An 18892-nucleotide genomic window follows, 5' to 3' on the forward strand; every position below is an offset into this window, starting at 1 on the left:
CGCGGAGATCTCCCGTGAATCTTCAGGAAGCCACTGTCGTGGGGACCTCGGGTGCGACTTCCCCCGCCCCCGTTCCCGGAAGCGGACGGAACTCGTTCCACCCGCGGTAGCTGATGTACTCCCGGTATACGCCGCCGCAGGCCTTGCGGACGCCGCAGGCCTGGCAGGGACTGCCAAACACCCGCATCGAGTCGCTCATGAAGGCGTCGTAGTCTTCAATCACCCGGCCCCGAATCATCATCCGGATGTCGCGGTACTCGTTGTTGAGGTGCAGGTCCTGCCGCTCGGCGACGCTGCAGTAGGGGAAGCCCTCAAGCGTCACCCGGCGGCCGCGCGCCAGGCAGTGGTCGATGGCTGGATAGAGGTGCGTGCGGACCTCCTCGAACGACGGGAGGATGCGCCCCAGCGCGAAGAGCGCGCTGCCGACCGGATGGATGTTGGAGATGTTGAAGTGGTCCACGCCCGCGTCACAGGCCACGCGGGCAATGGAGGGCAGCCGCTGGAGGTTCGCCCGGGTCACGACGGTGTTGGTCCGCACGCGAGCCCCCAGGGCCTTGACGTTCTGGATGGAGGCAATCACCCGGTTGAAGCCCCCGGGGGTATGGGTCTGCGTGTCGTGCGTCTGCGGGTCGTCGCCGTGCAGGGAGATGATGAACAGCTTCACGCCGAGCTCGAACGTCTTGCGAGCGAAATCCTCGTCCGCCAGGCGGGTGGCGTTCGTCTGTAGATGCACCTCGCGGAAGCCCAGCGTCTGGATGAGCGCCAGCGTTTCCAGGAACCTGGGATGGATGGTGGGCTCTCCACCGTGGAAGTTCACGACGTCGTACGTCCCCGCGTGGGCACGGAGGAATGCGACGACCTCGTCGTAGTTCACCGTGTCCTTCGTGTAGAGCGGTGAGGCAACGACGCAGAACGTGCACTTGCTGTTGCACAAGTCCGTCAAGTGGATGCTCAGGCAGCGCATGTCGTGTCTCCAGACAGATAGCCGTCGATGACCTGTGCGGCGGTGGGCAACTTGCCGAGCCGGACGAGGTAGTCCTCCTGGCGCTGGCGGTGCGCGGAGCGTGCCGGACCCTCGAAGAGCAGCGCACGACAGACCGCCTCCAGGCGCTCTTCCTCCACCAACTCCACACGCTCGAAGGCCTCGCAGTAGCTGTTCCCGGCCAGGACCGGCTCCAGGTAGGCGCGGTACTTGAGGGGCCAGAGCAAGAAGGGATGGAGGGGAAAAAGCTCCAGCATCCAGGAGGGAGCCCCCCCCTGCTCCGGGGACGGGCCGTCCGCGTGGAGCGCGCGGGAGTTATGGAGCACCACCGTGGGAATCCCCGCGACGATGGCCCGTGTCACCGTCGTCGCGGCGACGTTCGCGGACAGCATCAAGTCCACCGCGCCCAGCAGCACGTCGAACTCGGGGTCGGACACCTGCGGTGATGGCCGGTACCGACTGCCCAGCACGGACCAGGCCTCGACCGGGGCGGGTCCCACGTGCAGCAGGTGCACGCGGGGCCCGAGGCGCTCCAGGCAGCGCGCCATCACCCCGTTCACCGCGTCGATGACCCGCCGGGTGGCGGGCGGGTGGTGCTTCGCCAACTGCCAGTCCGCGCTGCAGAACAGCACGCACCGGTCCGCTTCGGAAAGCCCCAGCGCCTCCCGGGCGGCCGCGCGGCGTGTGTCCGCGCGCTGGGAGCCATCCGTGGAGATGCAGCGGAAGGCTCCGGGGCGGAGCTCGGGGCGCAGGATGGGGACCGGCAGCAGCCTCCAGGGCAACGCCTCAATCCACCGGCTGACGGCGAGGCTCTCCGTGTCGGTGCGGTCGATGACGAAGCCACTCTCCCGGTAGTCCCAGGTGTCCATCGCGATGAGGGGGAGGCCATGGCGGGTCAGGGCCTCGGTGCCGCAGCGGTGGGCGCGCAGCGTGGCGTGGACGGAGTTGAAGTCACAGAGAATCAGGGCGTCGGGTCGCTCGGTCCGGATGACGTCTTGCAGGAGGAGTTCCAGCAGGGGGCCCAGGTGTCCGGCCACCCGCTCCACGCGGAAGCCGGTTCCCTCGAAGAGGGGACCGACCGAATCCGCGGCGACGAAGAGGGCCTCCCCTCCCGTCGCACGCAGTTCCTCCGCAATGCGCAGGGCCATGACACCCCTGCCCCAGGAGTTGGGCCCGAGGACCAAGAGCAGGTGCTTGCGGCTCATGCGGCGATGGTCCCCTCCGCGAGGTACTGGCGGACCACCTCCGAGGCGCGGGGTAGTCGGCGAACCCCCGCCACATAGGCGGCCTGCCGCTCCAGCATGCTCCGCCTGGACGTGTCGTCATGGAGCAGTTGCTGGCACGTCTCCACGAAGGCGCGCTCGTCGGTGAGCTCCACCGTCTCGACGGCCCTCATGAAGGGGTTGTCCTTCAGCACAGGGGCCAGGAAGTCGAACCACCCCAGGGGCCAGAGGCGGAAGCGATAGAGGGGCAGCGTGTCCACGAGCCAGCGCCGCAGCGCGTCCGACGGCGGCTGCGGGAGCCGCGACTCCAGCTCGAACAACTCCTCCACCTCGTGCGAGTTGTGCACGACCACGGTGGGCACACCCGAGGCGATGGCCTTGAGGTTCGTCCCGGCGGAGATGTTGGCGGACACCAACAGGTCGGAGCTCCCGAGCAGCTCCTCGAAGTGGAGCGACTGGAGCGGCGGCAGCCAGTGGTAGCGCTCCCCCAGGCGCTCCTGGAGCGGGAAGGCGGCAGGCCCCACGTGGACGAGGTGCACCGAGGGGCCCAGGCGCGAGACATATTCCGCCAGCAGGAGCGGAAGCGCGGCCGCCATCCGGTTGCCATGCCGGCTCCGGTAGCGCATGTGCTGCCACGTCGCGGTGCAGAGCAGGACGAGGCGCTCCGAATCACCAATGCCCAGGTTGTCCCGCAGGTGCGTCCTCACACGGCGCGTCAGCCGTACGGGCTCCGGCATGCAGTCGTAGGCACCCGGCCGGGGCGCGGAGTGAAGGATGGGGACCGGCAGCAGGGGCCGTGAGGCGCGTGCCAGCCCCAGGTCCAGCGCCTGCGGCTCGCCGAGAAAGAGGTCCATCGTCGCGCCCGTGGTCGCCTGGTCCCAGGTGTCAATGGCGAGGAGCGGCAGGCCGTACTGGGCCAGGAACGACGCATCCACGTTGGCCTGCGAGCAGAAGCGCTGCGTGGTGGCCATGTCCGATAGGACGATGGCCGTGGGGCGCTCGTCCTTGACGAGCGAGTCCACGTAGGCGCGCACCAGCATGCCCGCTTCGTCGCTGATGAACTCCCGGGCGAACGGCGTGTCCGCCATCAGCAGCGAGTTGGATTTGTGCGCGAGGAAGGAGACCGAGCTGCCTTGCGCCGTCAGCTCTTCGGCGATGCGCAGGCCCAGCGCGGTCTCTCCCCACCCCGCCCGCGTGAGAGCGAGAAAGAGGAATCGGTCAGCCTTCATGCGGCTCACGCGGCGGAGGTCGAAGCAGCAGCGAGGCGAGGCCTTCCGGCGTTCCCGCGTCCCTGTAGCTGCCCCCGGCGAAGAAATGGGCCTCCACCTTCAGTCCTGCGTGGATGGCCTTGTCGAACAGCTCTCCCAGGTGAACGTCCTGCGTCTGCGGCACGGCCGCCAGGTGCTCATGCAGGAAGTGACCGAAAGTGGGGGACCAGACAGCCATCCCCCAGGTGTTGCGGACATCCGTCCGGGCCGGCTTCTCCTGCACCTGGAGCACCCGGCCATGGCGGTCCATCGTGACGGGGCCGAGCTGCTCGGGGCGGTCCGTCGGGAAGACGCCCAGCATGACATCCGCGCGGCGGCTCACGATTTCACGACACAGCAGAGCCGGGCCATGGAGGGGTTGGTAGATGGTGTCGGGCAGCGCGAGGCAGACATACCGCTCACCCACCCACGGGTAGGCGACGTCGACGGCGCGCGCCAGTCCATCGGCATTCTCCTGGATGAGGTAGCCCAGGTTGATGCCGTAGTCGCCCCCGCCGCCGAGCAGACTGAAGAAGTCTGCCTTCGCGGGCGACACGACGAGCAGCACACGCTGCAGCTCCGCCTGCCGCATGGCGCGCAGCGTGTACTCGATGGCGGTCATCGGTTGGGCACGCCGCTCCTCGCCATCCAACTCGTAGACGATGGGCAGCAGCTCCTTGGGGTAGCGAAGCGGGCTGAGCCGCACGGCGCGCCCCGCCGCGGGCACCACCCCGATGAAGTCATTCCTCATGACCAACTCCGTTCGGGTCTTGCGGGCCGCATGGAGCGCGCCGTCATCCGTTGTCGGAAAAGCCAGTCAATGCGGGTGCCTATTCGTAGCCTCCTCCATCATCCACTTTTTCTAGGTTCATTGCCTTGACTTCCAGCGAGGAGCCCACCTTCTCCACCTGGGCGGTGAACTCCGCGAGCGGCGCCTGCGTCACGCGCTTGATCTCCTCGATGGTTTCATCGGAGAGGCCGTACTGCGCCTTCAGGGACTCGGGCGCCTCGATGAGGCGGCGGGCGAACATCGGGTCCTGCGAAGCCTGTCGCAGGGCATCTCGGAGGCTCAAGGGGTTTTCGACCTGCTGCGGGGCTGCATTCGGAAGCTTCAGGACGCTCTGGGCCACGGGGGCTCCCTTCTGTGGGACTTCATGAGGTACCAGTGGGGTTGGGCGCCGCCGGAATGGATTCAGCCATGGGCGCTTCACCCAACTGGAGTGTCAGCCGGATATCGATGGACTCCTGCACCCCCCGGCTCGCGAGGTGTTCCTTCAATGCCGTGCGGCCGGCCTCCGTCGCCAGAACGGAGAAACACATGTCGCACCCATTCGTGAATCCCGAGCGCCCCGGCGAATGGACAGCCTGGATGAGGTCGGGATTCCGCTTGAACAGCTCCGCCACGCCACGGGGCCCGTGAGTCCGCAGGAACTGATAGTCGGCCCGCTGGCTTGCCCGCTCCATGAGCGCCTGGAACCCGAGTTCCCGCAGGCTGCCCAGGTAGTGCGGCACCTCGCGGAAGTCGTGGTGCGCGGCGGCCTTGGCGATGTGGCAACTGAAGACGTCGCCGTCGGGGTTGACCATGGGGGTCCCCGTCCAACAGGAGCACTCGTATTCCTCGGGCGTCGGCGCGCGCAGCGAGGACTGATTGCGAAGCACGCGAGCGGCGAAGTACGGGTTTGGGATGACGCGCTCCTCGTAGAAGCGCACGCGCCTGGCATAACGCGCATACTCCGCGCGCACGGCCTCCAACTCCTGAGTGTTTGTATAGGTGATGCAGATGGTGATGGTCTTCACCCCCTGCTCGAACGCCGCCTCGATGACGTTATAGACGTTCTGGTAGGGCACCCTGCGTTGGTGAAAGACATCCGAGCTCAGGTAGAGGTGCGTCAGGCCGGGAAGCTGGCGAAGCATGTCCCTTGCGGCCTCGGGGGAGGTGCCCCAGTTCGAGCTCGTGAAGCAACCCACGCCAGCGCCGCGCTCGGCCGCCCGGGCAACGCTCTGCTTGAGCGCGGCGAAGCGCATGAAGGGCTCTCCGCCGGTGAAGATGATGGTGGGGACGCCATAGTCACAGGCCTGACCCACCCAATCCGCCAGTTCCTCGGGCTCCGCCTCGCGGTCGCGCTTCGAGCCGATGAAGCCGCAATGCGCGCACCCCACGTTGCAGGCTTCGGTGACGCTGACAAGGAGCGACTTGAACCGCGGCAACCCAGGGGCCGGCATGACGAAGTCTCTCCATTCCTGTTGCGCCCCCGGGTGCCACCCGCCAGGGTATGGCACTCAAAGAGCCACTGACTCAGAGGCAGTCAGTCCTTCACTTCGGGTAATAGAATAGTTTTCGTGATTTTCCACTGTCAAGGCGTTTCCCAAATCCCATGGTATGACCAGCCCATTCCAGGGAGGAGCGGATTGGCGCCGATCATCCGGGTGGACAACCTGCGCAAGTGCTTCGATTCGCAGGTGGCGGTAGACGGTGTCTCGTTCGAGGTACGGGCCGGACAGGTGTTCGGGCTGCTGGGGCCCAACGGCGCGGGAAAGACAACGACCCTGGAGATGCTCGAAACGCTGCTTGAGCCAGATGAAGGGAGCATCATCATCGATGGCATCGACGCGCGGCGGGAGCCCTGGGCAGTGCGGGCACGGATTGGCGTGCTGCTTCAGCAGTCCAGCTTCCATCCGCACCTGACGCTCGTAGAGTTGCTGCGCATGTTCAGCGCGCTCTACCAGGTGCGGGGAGACCCGGAAGCCTCCCTGCGTCACGTACAGTTGCTCGACAAGCGACACTCCACTTTTGACAGGCTTTCAGGCGGGCAGCGCCAGCGGTTTTCCATTGCCGTGGCACTAGTGAACCAGCCTCGCGTCGTCTTCCTGGACGAGCCGACCTCCGGGTTGGACCCTCAGTCCCGGCACCACCTCTGGGAACTCATCCGCCGGGTGCGTGACGAGGGCACCACCGTCGTGCTGACGACGCACTACATGGACGAGGCGGAGCAACTCTGCGACCAGCTCGCCATCCTCGATGGCGGCCGCATCGTCCGCATGGCGCCGCCGGTCCAGCTCGTGGATGAGCTGGTGGCTTCCGGGTTCCGGCGACCCGTCCAGCCACGCGCGGCGACGCTGGAGGACGTCTTCCTCCACCTGACGGGCAAGCAGCTCCGGGAGGGCTAGGGCCATGCGGGCCTTCAAATGGCATTCCGGGCAGGTGCGTGCGCTGCTGGTCTTGAGCTGGTACTTGCTGAAGTCACAGCTGCGGACCACGAGCACTGTGCTGCTCGGCTTCCTGTTCCCCCTGATCTTCATCGCGGTGTTCAGCTTCGTGGGGGGCGAGCCCCGGAAGCTCAGGTTCGGCATGGAGGAGGAGGACGCGGCGACCGCGAGCTCCGTCTTCGTCGTGGAGCTGCGCACGGTACGGGAGCTCGAGCTCGTCTCTCTCCCCCGGGCGGAGCTCGACATGCTCCTGCGGGCCGGCAGGCTCGACGGCATCGTCCACTTCGTTCCGGCCCCGGCGACGGCCGGTGGGCTCGTGCAGCTGAGCTACTCCTCCGCGAGCCCTCAGTCCGCGGCCATCTCTCGGCTCGTCGTCGACACGCTCGTCCAGAAGGCGAACCTGCGACTCACCGGCGTCACCGCGCCCCTGCTCGGCTTCCAGGCGACTGCCCTGGAGGCGCAGCCGTTCCGGTACGTGGACTTTGCGCTACCCGGGCAGCTGGGCTTCTCGCTGCTGACCCTCGCGGTGTCGGGCATGGCCTTGAGCCTCGCGGTCCAGAAGAAGACGCTGGTGCTCAAGCGCATGTTCGCCACGCCCTTGTGGAACCCGCTCATCCTGCTGAGCCAGGCGCTGAGCCGCCTGGCCATCGTCATGCTCAACACCACCCTGCTGTTGAGCTGCGGGGTACTGGTCTTCCATTTCCACCTCTCGGACGGCGCCACGACGTTCCTGCGGATGCTGGCACTCTCCATGTTTGGCCTCGTCGCCTTCCTCGGCTTCGGGCTCCTCATTGCGTCACGCGCGCGGAGCACCGAGTCCGTCGCTCCGCTGGCCAACCTCTTCACCATCCCCCAGCTCCTGCTAGCCGGGACATTCTTCAGCACCGACCAGCTCCCGGGCTGGCTCCAGCCCATTGCCCATCACCTCCCGCTCACCTATTTCAACGTGGCAATGCGAAAGCTGGTCATGGAGGGGGCCTCTCTCACGGACATCTCTGGCCCGTTGCTCGGAATGACCGCCTGGAGCGTGGCGTCGTACGTCCTGGCCTCACGCTCCTTTCGTTGGACCCCCTGAGCCACCGTGGGAGTCGGGCAGGCAAAGAGTTGTCCCAGATGGCTGGGTACTACTCGGCCATATGCGCGATGGCCCACGAGACGTCGCGCGAGCGTTGACCGGGCGCGGAGCCCTTGAGCGATCACCCCCGGAAGCGTTGTCGGTGCTCACGCCGCTCAGCATTGTCTTCGACTGAATGCCTACATCACTCCAGGCTTTATCCGTGCGAGTGGCAATAGCATCAATTCCATATATCCATGAAATATGATAGGGACTCGAGTGCCGTCCACCCTTTCGTCGGAGCATCCATGCGCTTCAACCGTCTGCTTGCCGTTGCCGCCGCCCTTGCCCTGTCTCCCTCGGTGACGTTCGCCATGCCCATCCAGTGCTACGCCGTCTGTCCGGAGAGCTATAACTGCAATCGGGGGTGTGGCGAGGGCTATCACCTCACCACCTGTGGCGAGGCTGGGTATGCCTGCGTCTCTCCGGTCAGCGATTCTGAGCCAAGCGGTGACGAGCTGGTTTCGGCCTGCTCGGACTGCAGCGATGCGCGGACAGGCTGCCTTGGGGGGGCGACCAGCGCTGGGGACGTCTGGGCGTGCGTTGACACCTATAACGCATGCGCCGAGACCTCCTGCGGGAGCGCAAATTAAAGAGGAACAAGAGGATGGGCCGCTCGGACCCAGGCCCGATTCAAAGTCGCTCGTCAGCGATTGCGTGAGCAGGGCCCTCTGGGAGTAGGTGCTCGGAGGGCAATGCTCCGCCGTTCGGCTGGACGGCCGTGCGGTGTGAGTGAAGTGCAGGAGAAGAACGAAGGGAGACCTGGCGAGCCCGTCAGGCGAGTGCAGTTGTGCGAGCGTCATGCCCATCAACACAGGGCTGCCGCACCCGATTCATCTGACCGGGCAGTGTCACAGCCGCACGCCGACCTGCATCCCGGGCCACCAGATGAAGTGCTTGGGGCCCTGCCGCGAGAAGGTGCTCAGCGCGGTGATGGCGTCGCCGTCCACGCCGTGCAGGAGGTTCATCGTCGGCCCGCCGATGAGGGTGAAGTGCTTCGCGACCTGGAACCCACCGATGACTCGCACCTGGTGCAGCAGGCGCGTCGTCGTGAAGCTCGCGTCCCAGTCGTAGACGGAGTGCGTCACCCCATCCACGTCGACGAAGAAGCGCTCGGACACGGGGATGTGGCCGCCCAGGCCGAAGCCCAGCGTCCAGTGGCTCGGCCCCTGGGCGCCCGCGACGTGGCCCATGCCCACCACCACCGTCGTGTAGAAGTGGCGGCTGCCCACCTTGAGGGCGGTGTTGGCGAAGTTGATGTCGCTGCCGAACGCCTCGACGTGGAACTGGCCGTTCTTCACGATGCTCAGCGCGCCAATCGGCAGGCCGGAGTCCATCTCCCGCGCCACGTTGACGATGCCGAGCTGCAGGCCGCTCATCTTCCCCGCGATGTTGATGAGCCCCAGCTGCATGCCCTTCACGTCGTCGCCGACGTTGAGGAGCGACAGCTGCATGCCCCGCGCGGTGTCCGCCCAGTTCATGCCCACGGACATCTGGACGCCCTCCATGCGGCCCCGCACGGCGTTGAGGCCCACGGTGCCCTGGACACCGTCGAAGTCGCCCTGCACCCAGTTGGTGCCCACCGACAGCTGGGCGCCGCTCAGCGGCGCCCGGGACAGGTTGCCGCCCACGGACAGCTGTCCCGCCAGGCCACCCTGCTGCGCGATGTTGAGGCCCGTCGCGACCTGCACGCCGCCCAACGCACCCGTGGCCAGGTTGCCGCCAATGGCGAACTGGCCGCCCGTCACGTCCGCGCGCGCGACGTTGCCGCCAACGGCGAGCTGGAGGCCTCTCACGGAGTCCGTCGCCCAGTTGGCGCCCAGCGCCAGCGCCACGCCTTTCAGCCGGGCCGTGCGGCCCGCCGCCAGTGCCAGCGAGAAGTTGTTGTCCACGGTGCCGCCGAACAGGTCATTGGTCTGCACCGACGGGAACAGGCCCAGGTTGAAGGGCATGCGTCGGTGTGGAGGCCCCTCGACCGCCGGCACGCTTCCTCCGCTCGCCGCGGGCGTCACGCCGTCGAGGCGAGGCGTGCCCCCGCCGCGCATGGCCGTCAGCTCCAGGCCCACCGGCCGGAAGGCGTTCTCCGCGAGCACGAAGCGCCCGCCCTGGTCCAGCACCAGCTCCGCCTGCGAGCCCACGCCGAGCGACTCGCGCATCACCGTGTAGCGCCCCGGCTGGAGGCCCAGCTCGGTGGCGCGGCCGGCGAACTTCTTCAGCTCCACCACGAGCCGGCCCGGCGCGTCGCGCACGTAGAGGCGCCCGTCGAGCATCTCCCCCAGCACCAGCACCGCGGCGGTGGAGCGCAAATCCGTCATCACCAGCTCGCCGGTGCCGGCCAGCTCGATGTCGTAGGCGGGGTGCTGCGCGCCGGCCCGCGTCTGCTCGGTGCGCGCCAGCGTCTCGTGGAAGGCGAACTGGTAGGCCTCGTGGAGCGTCACCCGGCCGTCGCCGGTGGCGTCCGCGGCGCCGCGCATGCCGGACACCAGGTTGTGGGTGAAGAACGAGCCACCGATGCGGTCGGACTCCTGGGACACCTCGTCCTCGGACGAGGACGTGAGGATGGCGTGGCCGCGCACCGCGGTGGACGCGTCCACCAGGAAGGACGGCCGGCGCACCCCGCCCTTCTGCCGCGCCAGCGTGCCGGACGCGCACGAGTCGAGGATGGCGATGCGCACGTCCGCCGGCAGCGACTCCAGCGCCTGGCGCAGCTCCTTGTAGCCGAAGCGGTCCTGCTGGAGCAGCAGGCCCGCCTCGTCCGAGTGGCCCGAGTAGTAGACGAGGGCCTCGGTGCGCCCGCCGGACGTCTTCGCCGCGGCAATCATCGCCTTGAACTTCGACAGCGCGCCCTCCAGCTCGGCGCGGCCGCCCTCCATCAGCATCAGCCTGTCCTGGGGCTGCACGCCGCCCAGCTCCTCCAGCACGTCGCCGAAGGATTGCGCGTCGGTGACGGCGTAGCGGAGCTTCGCACGGCCCGGGCCTCCGTCGTTGACGCCCACCAGCAGCGCGAAGCGCCGCACCGGCTGGGAGGAGCCCGCGTTGGGCACGGGAGCCGCCGAGGCCAGGGCGGGGAGCAACAGGAGCGAGAACAGGAGCGACCGCGTCATCACGGCACCTTCTCCAACGTGAACGATGTCTGGGCCAGGGTATCCGGCAAGGGGAGCGGCCGGGTGCGAGCTTCGGAGGGCTGGCGGGCGAGCACGCGCGCCGCGTCCAGCACCATGGCCACATCCAGCGGCACATCCGAGGTGACGAAGAGGAAGCGCTCGAAGCCGGGGGCGTCGTCCAGCTCGTAGGAATGGCCGAGCGTCACGGCCTCGCCGGGGGCCAGCTCCGTGGAGCTGGTGAGCGTGGCCGGGTGGTGCAGCGTCACCGTGCCGCGCCCGTCCACCGACACCACCACGCCGTGCGGGCGGCCTCCGGACACGTAGCTGAGCTGGAGCACGTCGCCGCGACGGGCCCGCGCGTGGTTGGCGAGCAATTCCGGCTCGGTGGCGCCCTGCCGGTGGACGCGCAGCATGGGCTCACCCTTGATGCGCTCCGAGACGTTCCAGATGATGGGCGCGCGCGCCGGGGCGGGCTCCGGCGGCGGCTCGCGCTGCGTGGACAGGACGAACAGCACGAGCGACGCGGCCACCGGCATGCCCAGGGACAGGCCGTGCCAGCCCCCCCGTCCGGCCTCGCGGGCCGCGTCGATGCGGGTGCGAGCGGCGCGGCGGCGCTCCACCTCGGCGGCCACGGCCGCGGGCGGGTGGCGCTCCAGGGTGAGGCGGGAGTCCTCCGCCAGCCGGGCCAGGCGCCCGTCCCCATCCGGCTCGCGCTCCAGCCGCGCGCGGGCAGCGGCCAGGGCGTCCGGGGGCAGCTCGCCCAGGGCGACTCGCTCCAGCAACCAGTGGGGGATACACAAAGCCATGCTCAGGGAGCCTCCAGCGCGGCACGACGCGCCTGCCATCGAACACCGGCGCTGTTGGGAACTGTCACCGGATCACGCCACGTTTCCGTGACGTCCGCTCCGGAAGCGCTCCCGAGAGGATGTCGCGGGTGCGCCCCTGTAGGCCAGGACTCACAGAGGCAGACACATCAACTCCTCGTCGACGTAGGCCCCGCCAATCTTCAGCGCGGCCGGCTCCACGCCGTAGGTGCGGAACCCCAGGGAACGGTAGAGGGACTGGGCCGCCGTGTTGCCCACGGAGACGGCCAGCAGGAGGCGCTCGACGCCCGCCATCTTCCGGCCCTCCGCGATGAGCCCCGTGAGCAGCCGCCGGCCCACGCCCCGGGAGCGGGCCTCGGGCAGCACGTACATGCCCCAGACGTGGGCCTTGTGGGCCGACTTCCGCTCCTGCCCCCGCCACATGCCCGCCACGCCCACCAGGCGCGCCCCGTCGAAGGCGCCCATGACGACCTGCGAGTCCCCCACCATCCGCGCGCGGACGACGTCCATCGGCCGCGCCGTGTCCTCCTCCAGCGACGCGCCGAAGGCCTCTGGATGCTCCCGCAGGCCGCGCAGCCGCAGCGCCCAGAAGACCTCCGCCTCGTCGGGGCGAAGTTTCCGAACGGTGAGCGGCTCGGGCCCACCCCCGCGGCCCTCGGCCTCCAGCAGCGCGGTGAAGCCGGCGACGTAGTCCGGGTAGCGCGGCCGCCAGCCCAGGTCCTTGAGGCGCGCATTGGACACCGCGCGGTCGCCCCTCAGCGACTCGTGGAGGCGCTCCAGCGGAACGCGGGGCGGCGGCGGCAGGCCGAGCCGCTCGCACAGCCAGGTGACGGTCTCCTCCTGGGGCGCGGGCCGGTCATCGGCGACGCAGTAGAAGGCCCCGGGCTCGCCCCACTGGAGCGCCACGCGGATGGCCTCCACCAGGTCGTCCACGTGGACGCGGGAGATGCGCCCTCCCCCACCCTCCGGCAGCCGGACGGCGCCCGCCTGCAGGCGCGCGAGCGTGCTCCGCTCCGGGCCGTAGATGCCGGCGATGCGCAACACCACCGCGCCCAGCGAGAGGAAGCGCGACTCCGCCTCGATGCGGCCACGTGCCGTGGGCGAGGTCGGCTCCACCGGCGTGTCCTCGTCCACGAGGCCGCGTGCGCCGCCGTAGACACCGGTGGATGACAGGTAGACGAGCCGCGAGGGCGGGTGCCGCGCGAGCGCCTCGGCGATGCGCGAGTCCAGCCCCGCGTCCGGCGGGACGGAGGTGACGACGCGCGCCCCGTCCGTCCTGGACAGCGCGTCCTCCAGCGAGGTGACGCGGGCTCCCGCGCGCTCCAGCGCCTCACGGCGCGCGGAATCCCTCGTGGCCGCCAGCACGTCGCGGCCCGCGCGGGCTTCCGCCACGGCGAGCCGCGTGAGCGTGTACCCGGAGCCCAGGAGGACGAGTGGAGGCGTCATACCCCCCGCGATAGCGGGACCGCGGGGGGCAACGCAAGTGCCGGTGCAGAAGGATTACAGCTCCGCGCTGGAGCGCGGGTCGATGATTCCGCACTCCTTGATTTTGTAGAGCAGCGCCTTGTAGCTGATGCGCAGCTTGGTGGCCGCGCGGCGCTTGTTCCAGGCGGTGCGCTGGAGCATGCACAGTATGGCCTCGCGCTCGGCCAGCATCGCCGCCCGCTTGCCGATGTCCTTCAGCGACGGCTCCCCCGCCGGAGCAGGAGGCGGCGGCGGCTGCGGCACGTCGAACGGATTGACGTACCGGGGCGCCGGGAGGACCGAGTTGGCGGGCTCCAGCATGACGGGAGCCGGCGCGGGCGCGGCGGACACCACTGCCTGGGCGGACCCACGCGAGGGCATCTCCAGCACCTGCACGGACGAGGACGGCGGCGAGCGCACCGGCTCCTCGTGCGAGCGGCCATACGTGCCGTCGTCACCGCCGTACGCGGTGGGCAGCGACGGCGCGCTCGCGGGGCTGCGGCCCGCCGCGTTGAGCTCGTCGAGCACCAGCGTGGCGTCCTTCAGCACGCACAGCCGGCGCACCATGTTCTCCAGCTCGCGCACGTTGCCGGGCCAGTCGTAGTCCGCGAAGGCCTGGAGCACCTCGCGGGGCAGCTCCGACACGCCGTTGATGAAGTTGCGGCCGTACTTCTTCAGGAAGTGGTCCGTCAGCGGCACCACGTCCTCGCGGCGCTCGCGCAGGGGCGGCAGGCGGATGGCCACCACATTGAGGCGGTAGTAGAGGTCCTCGCGAAAGTTGCCGAGGGCAATCTCCTTCTCGAGGTCGCGGTTGGTGGCCACCACCACGCGGCTGTCCACGCGCACGCTCTTCTTGCCGCCGACTCGGAAGAACTCCTCGTCCTGCAGCACCTGGAGCAGCTTGGCCTGGAGGCGGATGGCCATCTCGCCAATCTCGTCCAGGAAGATGGTGCCCTGGTCCGCCAGCTCGAACTTGCCGGGCTTCTCCGCGGTGGCGCCGGTGAAGGCGCCGCGCTCGTGGCCGAACAGCTCGCTCTCCAGCAGCTCGCCCGGCAGCGCCGCGCAGTTCACCTTGATGAACGGCTTGCCGCGCCGCTGGCTGCGCGCGTGGATTTCGCGGGCAATCACTTCCTTGCCCGTGCCGGACTCACCCAGCAGCAGCACCGGCACGTCCGTGTCGGCGATGCGCTCCACCAGCGCCCGGGCGCGGCGCATGGACGGAGACGTGGAGATGAGCACCCGCGCATCCGCGGCGGGGTCCACCACCGGCGACACCACACGCGGAGGCAGGGGCGGCGCCACGGCCTGGCGCTCCGGGGCGCGCGTCCCCAGGGCTCGCGCCAGCACGTCCTGCAGCTCGTCGTTGCCGAACGGCTTGGAGAGATAGTCGCTCGCCCCCATCTTCATGGCGCGCACCGCGTCGTCCGCGCCCGACAGCGCGCTGAGCACGATGACCGGCGCGGAGCCACCCGCGCCCCGGTAGCGGCGAAGGACTTCCAGACCGCTCATCTCCGGCATCACCACGTCGAGCAGCACCGCGTCGAAGGAACCTCCCGAGAGCATCTCCAGCGCCTGAGCGCCGCTCGCGGCACTGCGCACCTGGTAGCCCGCACTGCCGAGCAACTCGGACAGGAACGTGCGCACCGATTCTTCGTCATCCACCACCAGCACCGCGATCCGATCCATCCCCACGCCTCCGCTCGCCCTGTGCATCGAACCTCCACCCATCCCTTACACCGACAGTCGGGTTGGTCCCCCGACCATGCGACGAAATTCTCGTGTCCGCCTCAGCTCCTGGAGCGCCGCCGCCAGCAGCTGTGTGGGCGTGCCCACCGCGTCCGGGAAGCTCACCGCGCCCAGCTCCAGCGCCGTGCGCACCACCCGGCCCTCCACCTGGAAGCGCGCCGCCTCGAAGCGCGCGCTCACCCGGGCCATCACTTCAGGAACCGACTCCGCCGGCGTGCCCGGCAGCAGCAGCGCGAACTCGCTGTCGCCCACCCGGGCCACCGCGTCCGCCTCGCGCACCGTCTGTCCCAGCACCACCGCGCTGTACACCAGCAGGCGCTCGGCCATGCCGCGCCCGAATTCCTTGCGGAAGGCGCCGTAGCCCCCCACCTCCGCCGCCACCACGGAGAACGTCCCGCCGTAGCGCTCCGCGCGGCGCACCTCCAACCCGATGAGCGACAGCAGGAAGGGCCGGTTGTAGAGCCCCGTCACCGGGTCATGCAGCGCCAGCGCGGTGCCGGACTCCTCGCCCGCCGCCGCGCGCAGCACCGCCGCCTTCAGCTTCAGCTGCGCATGCAGCTTCATGGACAGCTCCGCCCCGCTGCACCCGCGCGAGACGATGTCCACGCACTGCCCCTTCTCCAGGCAGAAGCGGTACGCCTCCATGTCGTGGGGATCCACGAGGTAGAACACCGGCACCGTGCCCCGGCTCACCTGCCGCAGCCGCCGCGCCACCTGCACCGCGCTGTAGTCCGGCGACTGCGCGGCGAGCAGCACCGCGTCCGGACGGATGACCTCGAACAGTGGCATCGCCGCGTCGAAGCGCGTCAGCGGCACCACCCGGAAGCCAGCCTCCCCCAGGAGCGACCGGGTCCGCTCCAGGTCCTCGGCCCGTGGCTCCACCACGAGTACGGTGGGAGGCTGCCCCGCCTTGCCCACCCGCTTCCGTCTCACGCCCACCGCTCCACCCTCCCCGCCAGAAGTTTCTTCTCCACCGCGCCTCCGCCCCGCACCCGGATTTACAGTCCCGAGCCTTCCCCTGACCTCTACAACTCCTCGGATTTACTGGGAAAGGGCACTGAACTACCCATCCTGGGCAGCGGATTTAGCAATGGCTGTGCCACCTTGGGCCTCACGCAGGCGCGCTTCGAGCTCGGCTGGCTCCACGCGGTGCTTGAAGGCGGGCACGCCGTCGATGACGACCACGGGGATGTCGTAGCGCCAGGCATCGAAGGCCGCCGCGTCCTCCAGGATGGAGATGATCCGCAGCTCGAAGGGGATGCGAGCACGGACCGACTCGACGACGGCGGCTGCCTTGTCGCAGAGCGAGCAGTTGGGTTTCGAGTAGATATCGACTCTCATGCGGTGCAGGATGGCCGGTCCATGCGTGGTCTGTCTGGTGACTTTTCGACGATGCCCCTCAAGGACCTCGTCGTCTACCTGGGGAACCGGCGAGTCACCGGTTCGCTGAAGGTGGAGCGTGGGGACGTGCGCAAGCAGCTGGAGCTGCGCGACGGCCACGTGGTGAGCGCCAGCTCCAACCAGCCGCGTGAGTTCTTCGGTCAATTCCTCATCAACATGGGGCACCTGACGGAGGACCAGCTCGAAAAGGCATTCGCGACCCAGGCCCAGACGCGCGTCTTCCTCGGCAAGATTCTGGTGATGACGGGCCTGGTGGCCGAGGCCACCGTCCGCAGCGCGCTGAGTCACAAGTTCCGGGAGATGCTCCTGGACGCCTTCCATTGGAGCGAGGGCGGCTTCGCCTTCGAGTCCTCGGACACGGCGCCAGAAGTCGCGGGGCTGGACGTCAGCGTGGACCTGCTGGACATCCACCGCGAGGGCGAGTTCCGCGAGACGGCGTGGCAGGCCATCCGCGCCGTCTTCCCTTCCGGAGCCGTGCGGCTGTCGGTGGACGAGCGCAAGCTGCCCGAGCGCAAGCCCGGCAGCATGGACGAGCGCATCGTCCAGCTCATCAAGGACGGGCTCAACATCGACGGCATGGCCCTGGCGCTGCACGCCACGGACTTCTTCCTCTACCAGCGCCTGTACGCGCTCTACCGGCTGGACGCGGTGAAGGTGTCGGAGCTGGAGCCCGAGCCCGAGACGGCCGTGGTGGTGGAGGAGGAAGAGGATGCGAGCGTCATCGGCGCCGAGTCCTCGGCGGACGAGGTGCTCCAGGCGGCGCAGCTCTTCCTGGACGCCGGCAACGTGCGCGACGCCGAGGCCCTCGCGAAGCGCGCGCACGAGCTGGGCCCCTCGCCCCGCACGGCGGAGCTCTTGAAGAAGGCCCAGGAGCGGCTGGTGGTGGAGCTGCGCCGGGAGTTGGTGGAGCCACCCCGGGTGCCCGCGCTGCAGGTGGCGCCCGCGCACCTGAAGACGCTGCAGCTGTCCGCGCCCGAGCGCTACCTGCTGTCGCGCATCGACGGCCGGCGCGACGTGGCCGCCATCGTCCACGTGTCCCCGCTCCAGGAGCTGGACGCCCTGAAGTTCTTCCAGGGCTTCGTGGACCGGGGGCTGGTGAAGCTCACCGCGCGCTGAGGCGCGGCCCTGTCGCTCAGTGCTTGCCCGCGGCGGACGCCGGGGCCGTCATCTCCACCGGCGCGGGGACGCGCTGCAGGCCCAGGCGCAGGGCCTCGCGGCCCAGCCAGGCGCCGCGGATGCGCCACTTCGGGTCATTGACGATGACGGCGGCCACGACCACGCGGGGGTTGTCCTTGGGCGCGAAGCCCACGAACCACGAGTAGTCGCGGAAGGGATTGCGGTCCGCCAGCGTGCCCGTCTTGCCCACCGCGTCGTCCACGCGGAAGGCGCGCTCGCGGAACACGCCGCGCGCGGTGCCGTGGGTGACCGTCTCCTCCAGCATGGCGGTGAGGTCCTTCGCCGCCTCGGGGGTGAGGACGGGCTCGCCCTCCGGGGGCAGCAGCGGGCCGGACTCCGGCTCCACCAGCACCGGATCCACCCACCGGCCGTCGTTGGCCGCCACGGACGCCATCAGCGCGCCGTGCAGCGGGGACAGGTACACGTCGCCGAAGCCCGCGCCGGTGTTGGCCAGGCCGAAGGGCTCCTCGGGGATGGCGGCGAGCGACACGTCCATGGGGACGGGGAAGGCAATCTCGCGGTTGAAGCGGAAGCGGGCCGCCATGCGGCGCAGCACGTCCGCGTTGAGGTGCTTGTGCGTCAGCTTGGCGAAGACGACGTTGGCGCTCTTGCCCATGGCCAGCGCCAGCGAGATGCAGGCCCCGTCGCGCTCGCTGTCCTCCAGGTGCTTCTCGGACAGCCGCCGCTTGCCGCCGTGGAAGCACTCCTCCACGGACGGGGGGACGCCCGCCTCGAGCAGCGCGCTGCCGGTGACGATCTTGAAGATGCTGGCCGCGGGGAACACGGCGCGCACGGGCAGTCCGCGCATCTCCGGCCGCGCCGCCGAGTGCTCCGCCAGCGCCAGCACGCGGCCCGTGGAGGGCTCCAGCACCACGGCGGCGCCGTAGGGCACGGCGTAGTCGCGCATGATGTTCGTCAGCTGCGTCTGGAGCACCGGGTCGATGGTGAGCACCTGCTTGTGGCCGTTCTTCTCCTTCACCACCAGCCGCTCACCCTCCAGCTTCGCGCGGGCCAGCAGGTCCGCGGCGCGAGGCAGCGGCTGCAGCTTCGCGATGGGCGGCGCCGACTCGCGCGACGGCACCGGCACCGGAGGCACCAGCCCGGGCTCCGCGGCCAGCGCGGCGAGGCCGCCATCCGGGGATGCGCCTCCCAGCACCGCGGCGCTGGCCGTGGCGAGCGACTCGGGGGTGCCGGCGTCGGCCGGCGTCTCGGCGATGGCAGGACCCACACCTTCCGTTCCGGAGTCGGCCAGGGCCCCGGTGACAGGGGCCGTGGCTCCCGGCTGGGGCTCATTCGCTCCGAGCAGGAGGGCGAGGGGGAACAGCGCTGCGGCGGACAGGAGACGGCGGCGGATCGTCATTGCTGCGCAGGGGCTCCAGGGGGGCTCCGGCGCTTCCGTGAGGA

Annotated in this window: 16 protein-coding genes; 3 read left to right on the forward strand and 13 right to left on the reverse strand. The window is 69.4% G+C overall.

Annotated elements, in window-relative coordinates; translation table 11 throughout:
* Positions 1-22: 22 nt before the first annotated feature.
* From OV427_RS01315 to OV427_RS01340, 6 genes are all read right to left on the reverse strand, one after another.
* A complete protein-coding gene (locus OV427_RS01315) occupies positions 23-964 on the reverse strand; it encodes a radical SAM protein (protein WP_267854292.1) in 942 nt (313 codons plus the stop codon).
* The gene (locus tag OV427_RS01320; protein WP_267854293.1) at positions 952-2187 is read right to left on the reverse strand and encodes a DUF6365 family protein; all 1236 of its coding nucleotides are present in this window, start codon (positions 2185-2187) and stop codon (positions 952-954) included. The genes OV427_RS01315 and OV427_RS01320 overlap by 13 nt, the downstream gene beginning before the upstream one ends.
* A complete protein-coding gene (locus tag OV427_RS01325; RefSeq protein ID WP_267854294.1) occupies positions 2184-3434 on the reverse strand; it encodes a DUF6365 family protein in 1251 nt (416 codons plus the stop codon). The genes OV427_RS01320 and OV427_RS01325 overlap by 4 nt, the downstream gene beginning before the upstream one ends.
* Positions 3424-4203, reverse strand: coding sequence for a sugar phosphate nucleotidyltransferase (locus tag OV427_RS01330; RefSeq protein ID WP_267854295.1), 780 nt, complete (start codon positions 4201-4203; stop codon positions 3424-3426). The genes OV427_RS01325 and OV427_RS01330 overlap by 11 nt, the downstream gene beginning before the upstream one ends.
* Before the next feature lie 79 nt (positions 4204-4282).
* Positions 4283-4582 carry a hypothetical protein gene (locus OV427_RS01335; protein WP_267854296.1) on the reverse strand — a complete coding sequence of 100 codons (300 nt, stop codon included), beginning with the start codon at positions 4580-4582 and terminating at the stop codon, positions 4283-4285.
* A gap of 22 nt (positions 4583-4604) precedes the next feature.
* Positions 4605-5675 (reverse strand): radical SAM protein, encoded by a 1071-nt coding sequence (locus OV427_RS01340; RefSeq protein ID WP_267854297.1) that lies wholly within the window; start codon positions 5673-5675, stop codon positions 4605-4607.
* Between the two features lie 186 nt (positions 5676-5861).
* Between OV427_RS01340 and OV427_RS01345 the strand changes: the two genes are divergently transcribed.
* Positions 5862-6620, forward strand: a complete 759-nt coding sequence (locus OV427_RS01345) for an ABC transporter ATP-binding protein (RefSeq protein ID WP_267854298.1) — start codon at positions 5862-5864, stop codon at positions 6618-6620.
* Positions 6621-6624: 4 nt separating this feature from the next.
* Positions 6625-7734 (forward strand): ABC transporter permease, encoded by a 1110-nt coding sequence (locus tag OV427_RS01350; RefSeq protein WP_267854299.1) that lies wholly within the window; start codon positions 6625-6627, stop codon positions 7732-7734.
* Between the two features lie 890 nt (positions 7735-8624).
* On the opposite strand, the gene OV427_RS01355 is transcribed toward OV427_RS01350, so the two are convergent.
* The 6 genes from OV427_RS01355 to OV427_RS01380 form a co-directional block, all read right to left on the reverse strand.
* On the reverse strand, positions 8625-10877 hold the full coding sequence (locus OV427_RS01355; RefSeq protein ID WP_267854300.1) for a caspase family protein: 2253 nt from the start codon (positions 10875-10877) through the stop codon (positions 8625-8627).
* Entirely contained in the window at positions 10877-11683 is an 807-nt protein-coding gene (locus OV427_RS01360; RefSeq protein WP_267854301.1) for an ActD protein, read from the reverse strand. The genes OV427_RS01355 and OV427_RS01360 overlap by 1 nt, the downstream gene beginning before the upstream one ends.
* Before the next feature lie 150 nt (positions 11684-11833).
* Positions 11834-13147, reverse strand: coding sequence for a GNAT family N-acetyltransferase (locus OV427_RS01365; protein ID WP_267854302.1), 1314 nt, complete (start codon positions 13145-13147; stop codon positions 11834-11836).
* A 54-nt stretch (positions 13148-13201) separates the two neighbouring features.
* Positions 13202-14851: a sigma-54-dependent transcriptional regulator gene (locus tag OV427_RS01370; protein ID WP_267854303.1), complete on the reverse strand. Its 1650-nt coding sequence runs from the start codon at positions 14849-14851 to the stop codon at positions 13202-13204.
* A 45-nt stretch (positions 14852-14896) separates the two neighbouring features.
* Positions 14897-15850, reverse strand: a complete 954-nt coding sequence (locus OV427_RS01375; RefSeq protein ID WP_267854304.1) for a GGDEF domain-containing protein — start codon at positions 15848-15850, stop codon at positions 14897-14899.
* Positions 15851-15973: 123 nt separating this feature from the next.
* Entirely contained in the window at positions 15974-16252 is a 279-nt protein-coding gene (locus OV427_RS01380; protein WP_267854305.1) for a glutaredoxin family protein, read from the reverse strand.
* A gap of 21 nt (positions 16253-16273) precedes the next feature.
* On the opposite strand from OV427_RS01380, the gene OV427_RS01385 reads away from it, so the two are divergent.
* Positions 16274-17428 carry a DUF4388 domain-containing protein gene (locus OV427_RS01385; RefSeq protein ID WP_267854306.1) on the forward strand — a complete coding sequence of 385 codons (1155 nt, stop codon included), beginning with the start codon at positions 16274-16276 and terminating at the stop codon, positions 17426-17428.
* A gap of 16 nt (positions 17429-17444) precedes the next feature.
* On the opposite strand, the gene OV427_RS01390 is transcribed toward OV427_RS01385, so the two are convergent.
* Positions 17445-18848 (reverse strand): penicillin-binding transpeptidase domain-containing protein, encoded by a 1404-nt coding sequence (locus OV427_RS01390; protein WP_267854307.1) that lies wholly within the window; start codon positions 18846-18848, stop codon positions 17445-17447.
* Positions 18849-18892: the final 44 nt, after the last annotated feature.

It is taken from the genome of Pyxidicoccus sp. MSG2 (assembly GCF_026626705.1).
In the GTDB taxonomy this organism is placed as follows: domain Bacteria; phylum Myxococcota; class Myxococcia; order Myxococcales; family Myxococcaceae; genus Myxococcus.

Excerpts from the sequence above, each read along its gene's own strand:
- OV427_RS01340 (WP_267854297.1), bottom strand. The coding sequence starts at position 5,675 with ATGCCGGCCCCTGGGTTGCCGCGGTTCAAGTCGCTCCTTGTCAGCGTC.
- OV427_RS01330 (WP_267854295.1), bottom strand. The coding sequence starts at position 4,203 with ATGAGGAATGACTTCATCGGGGTGGTGCCCGCGGCGGGGCGCGCCGTG.
- OV427_RS01360 (WP_267854301.1), bottom strand. The coding sequence starts at position 11,683 with ATGGCTTTGTGTATCCCCCACTGGTTGCTGGAGCGAGTCGCCCTGGGC.
- OV427_RS01365 (WP_267854302.1), bottom strand. The coding sequence starts at position 13,147 with ATGACGCCTCCACTCGTCCTCCTGGGCTCCGGGTACACGCTCACGCGG.
- OV427_RS01315 (WP_267854292.1), bottom strand. The coding sequence starts at position 964 with ATGCGCTGCCTGAGCATCCACTTGACGGACTTGTGCAACAGCAAGTGC.
- OV427_RS01370 (WP_267854303.1), bottom strand. The coding sequence starts at position 14,851 with ATGGATCGGATCGCGGTGCTGGTGGTGGATGACGAAGAATCGGTGCGC.
- OV427_RS01390 (WP_267854307.1), bottom strand. The coding sequence starts at position 18,848 with ATGACGATCCGCCGCCGTCTCCTGTCCGCCGCAGCGCTGTTCCCCCTC.
- OV427_RS01355 (WP_267854300.1), bottom strand. The coding sequence starts at position 10,877 with ATGACGCGGTCGCTCCTGTTCTCGCTCCTGTTGCTCCCCGCCCTGGCC.
- OV427_RS01320 (WP_267854293.1), bottom strand. The coding sequence starts at position 2,187 with ATGAGCCGCAAGCACCTGCTCTTGGTCCTCGGGCCCAACTCCTGGGGC.
- OV427_RS01325 (WP_267854294.1), bottom strand. The coding sequence starts at position 3,434 with ATGAAGGCTGACCGATTCCTCTTTCTCGCTCTCACGCGGGCGGGGTGG.
- OV427_RS01350 (WP_267854299.1), top strand. The coding sequence starts at position 6,625 with ATGCGGGCCTTCAAATGGCATTCCGGGCAGGTGCGTGCGCTGCTGGTC.
- OV427_RS01385 (WP_267854306.1), top strand. The coding sequence starts at position 16,274 with ATGCGTGGTCTGTCTGGTGACTTTTCGACGATGCCCCTCAAGGACCTC.
- OV427_RS01380 (WP_267854305.1), bottom strand. The coding sequence starts at position 16,252 with ATGAGAGTCGATATCTACTCGAAACCCAACTGCTCGCTCTGCGACAAG.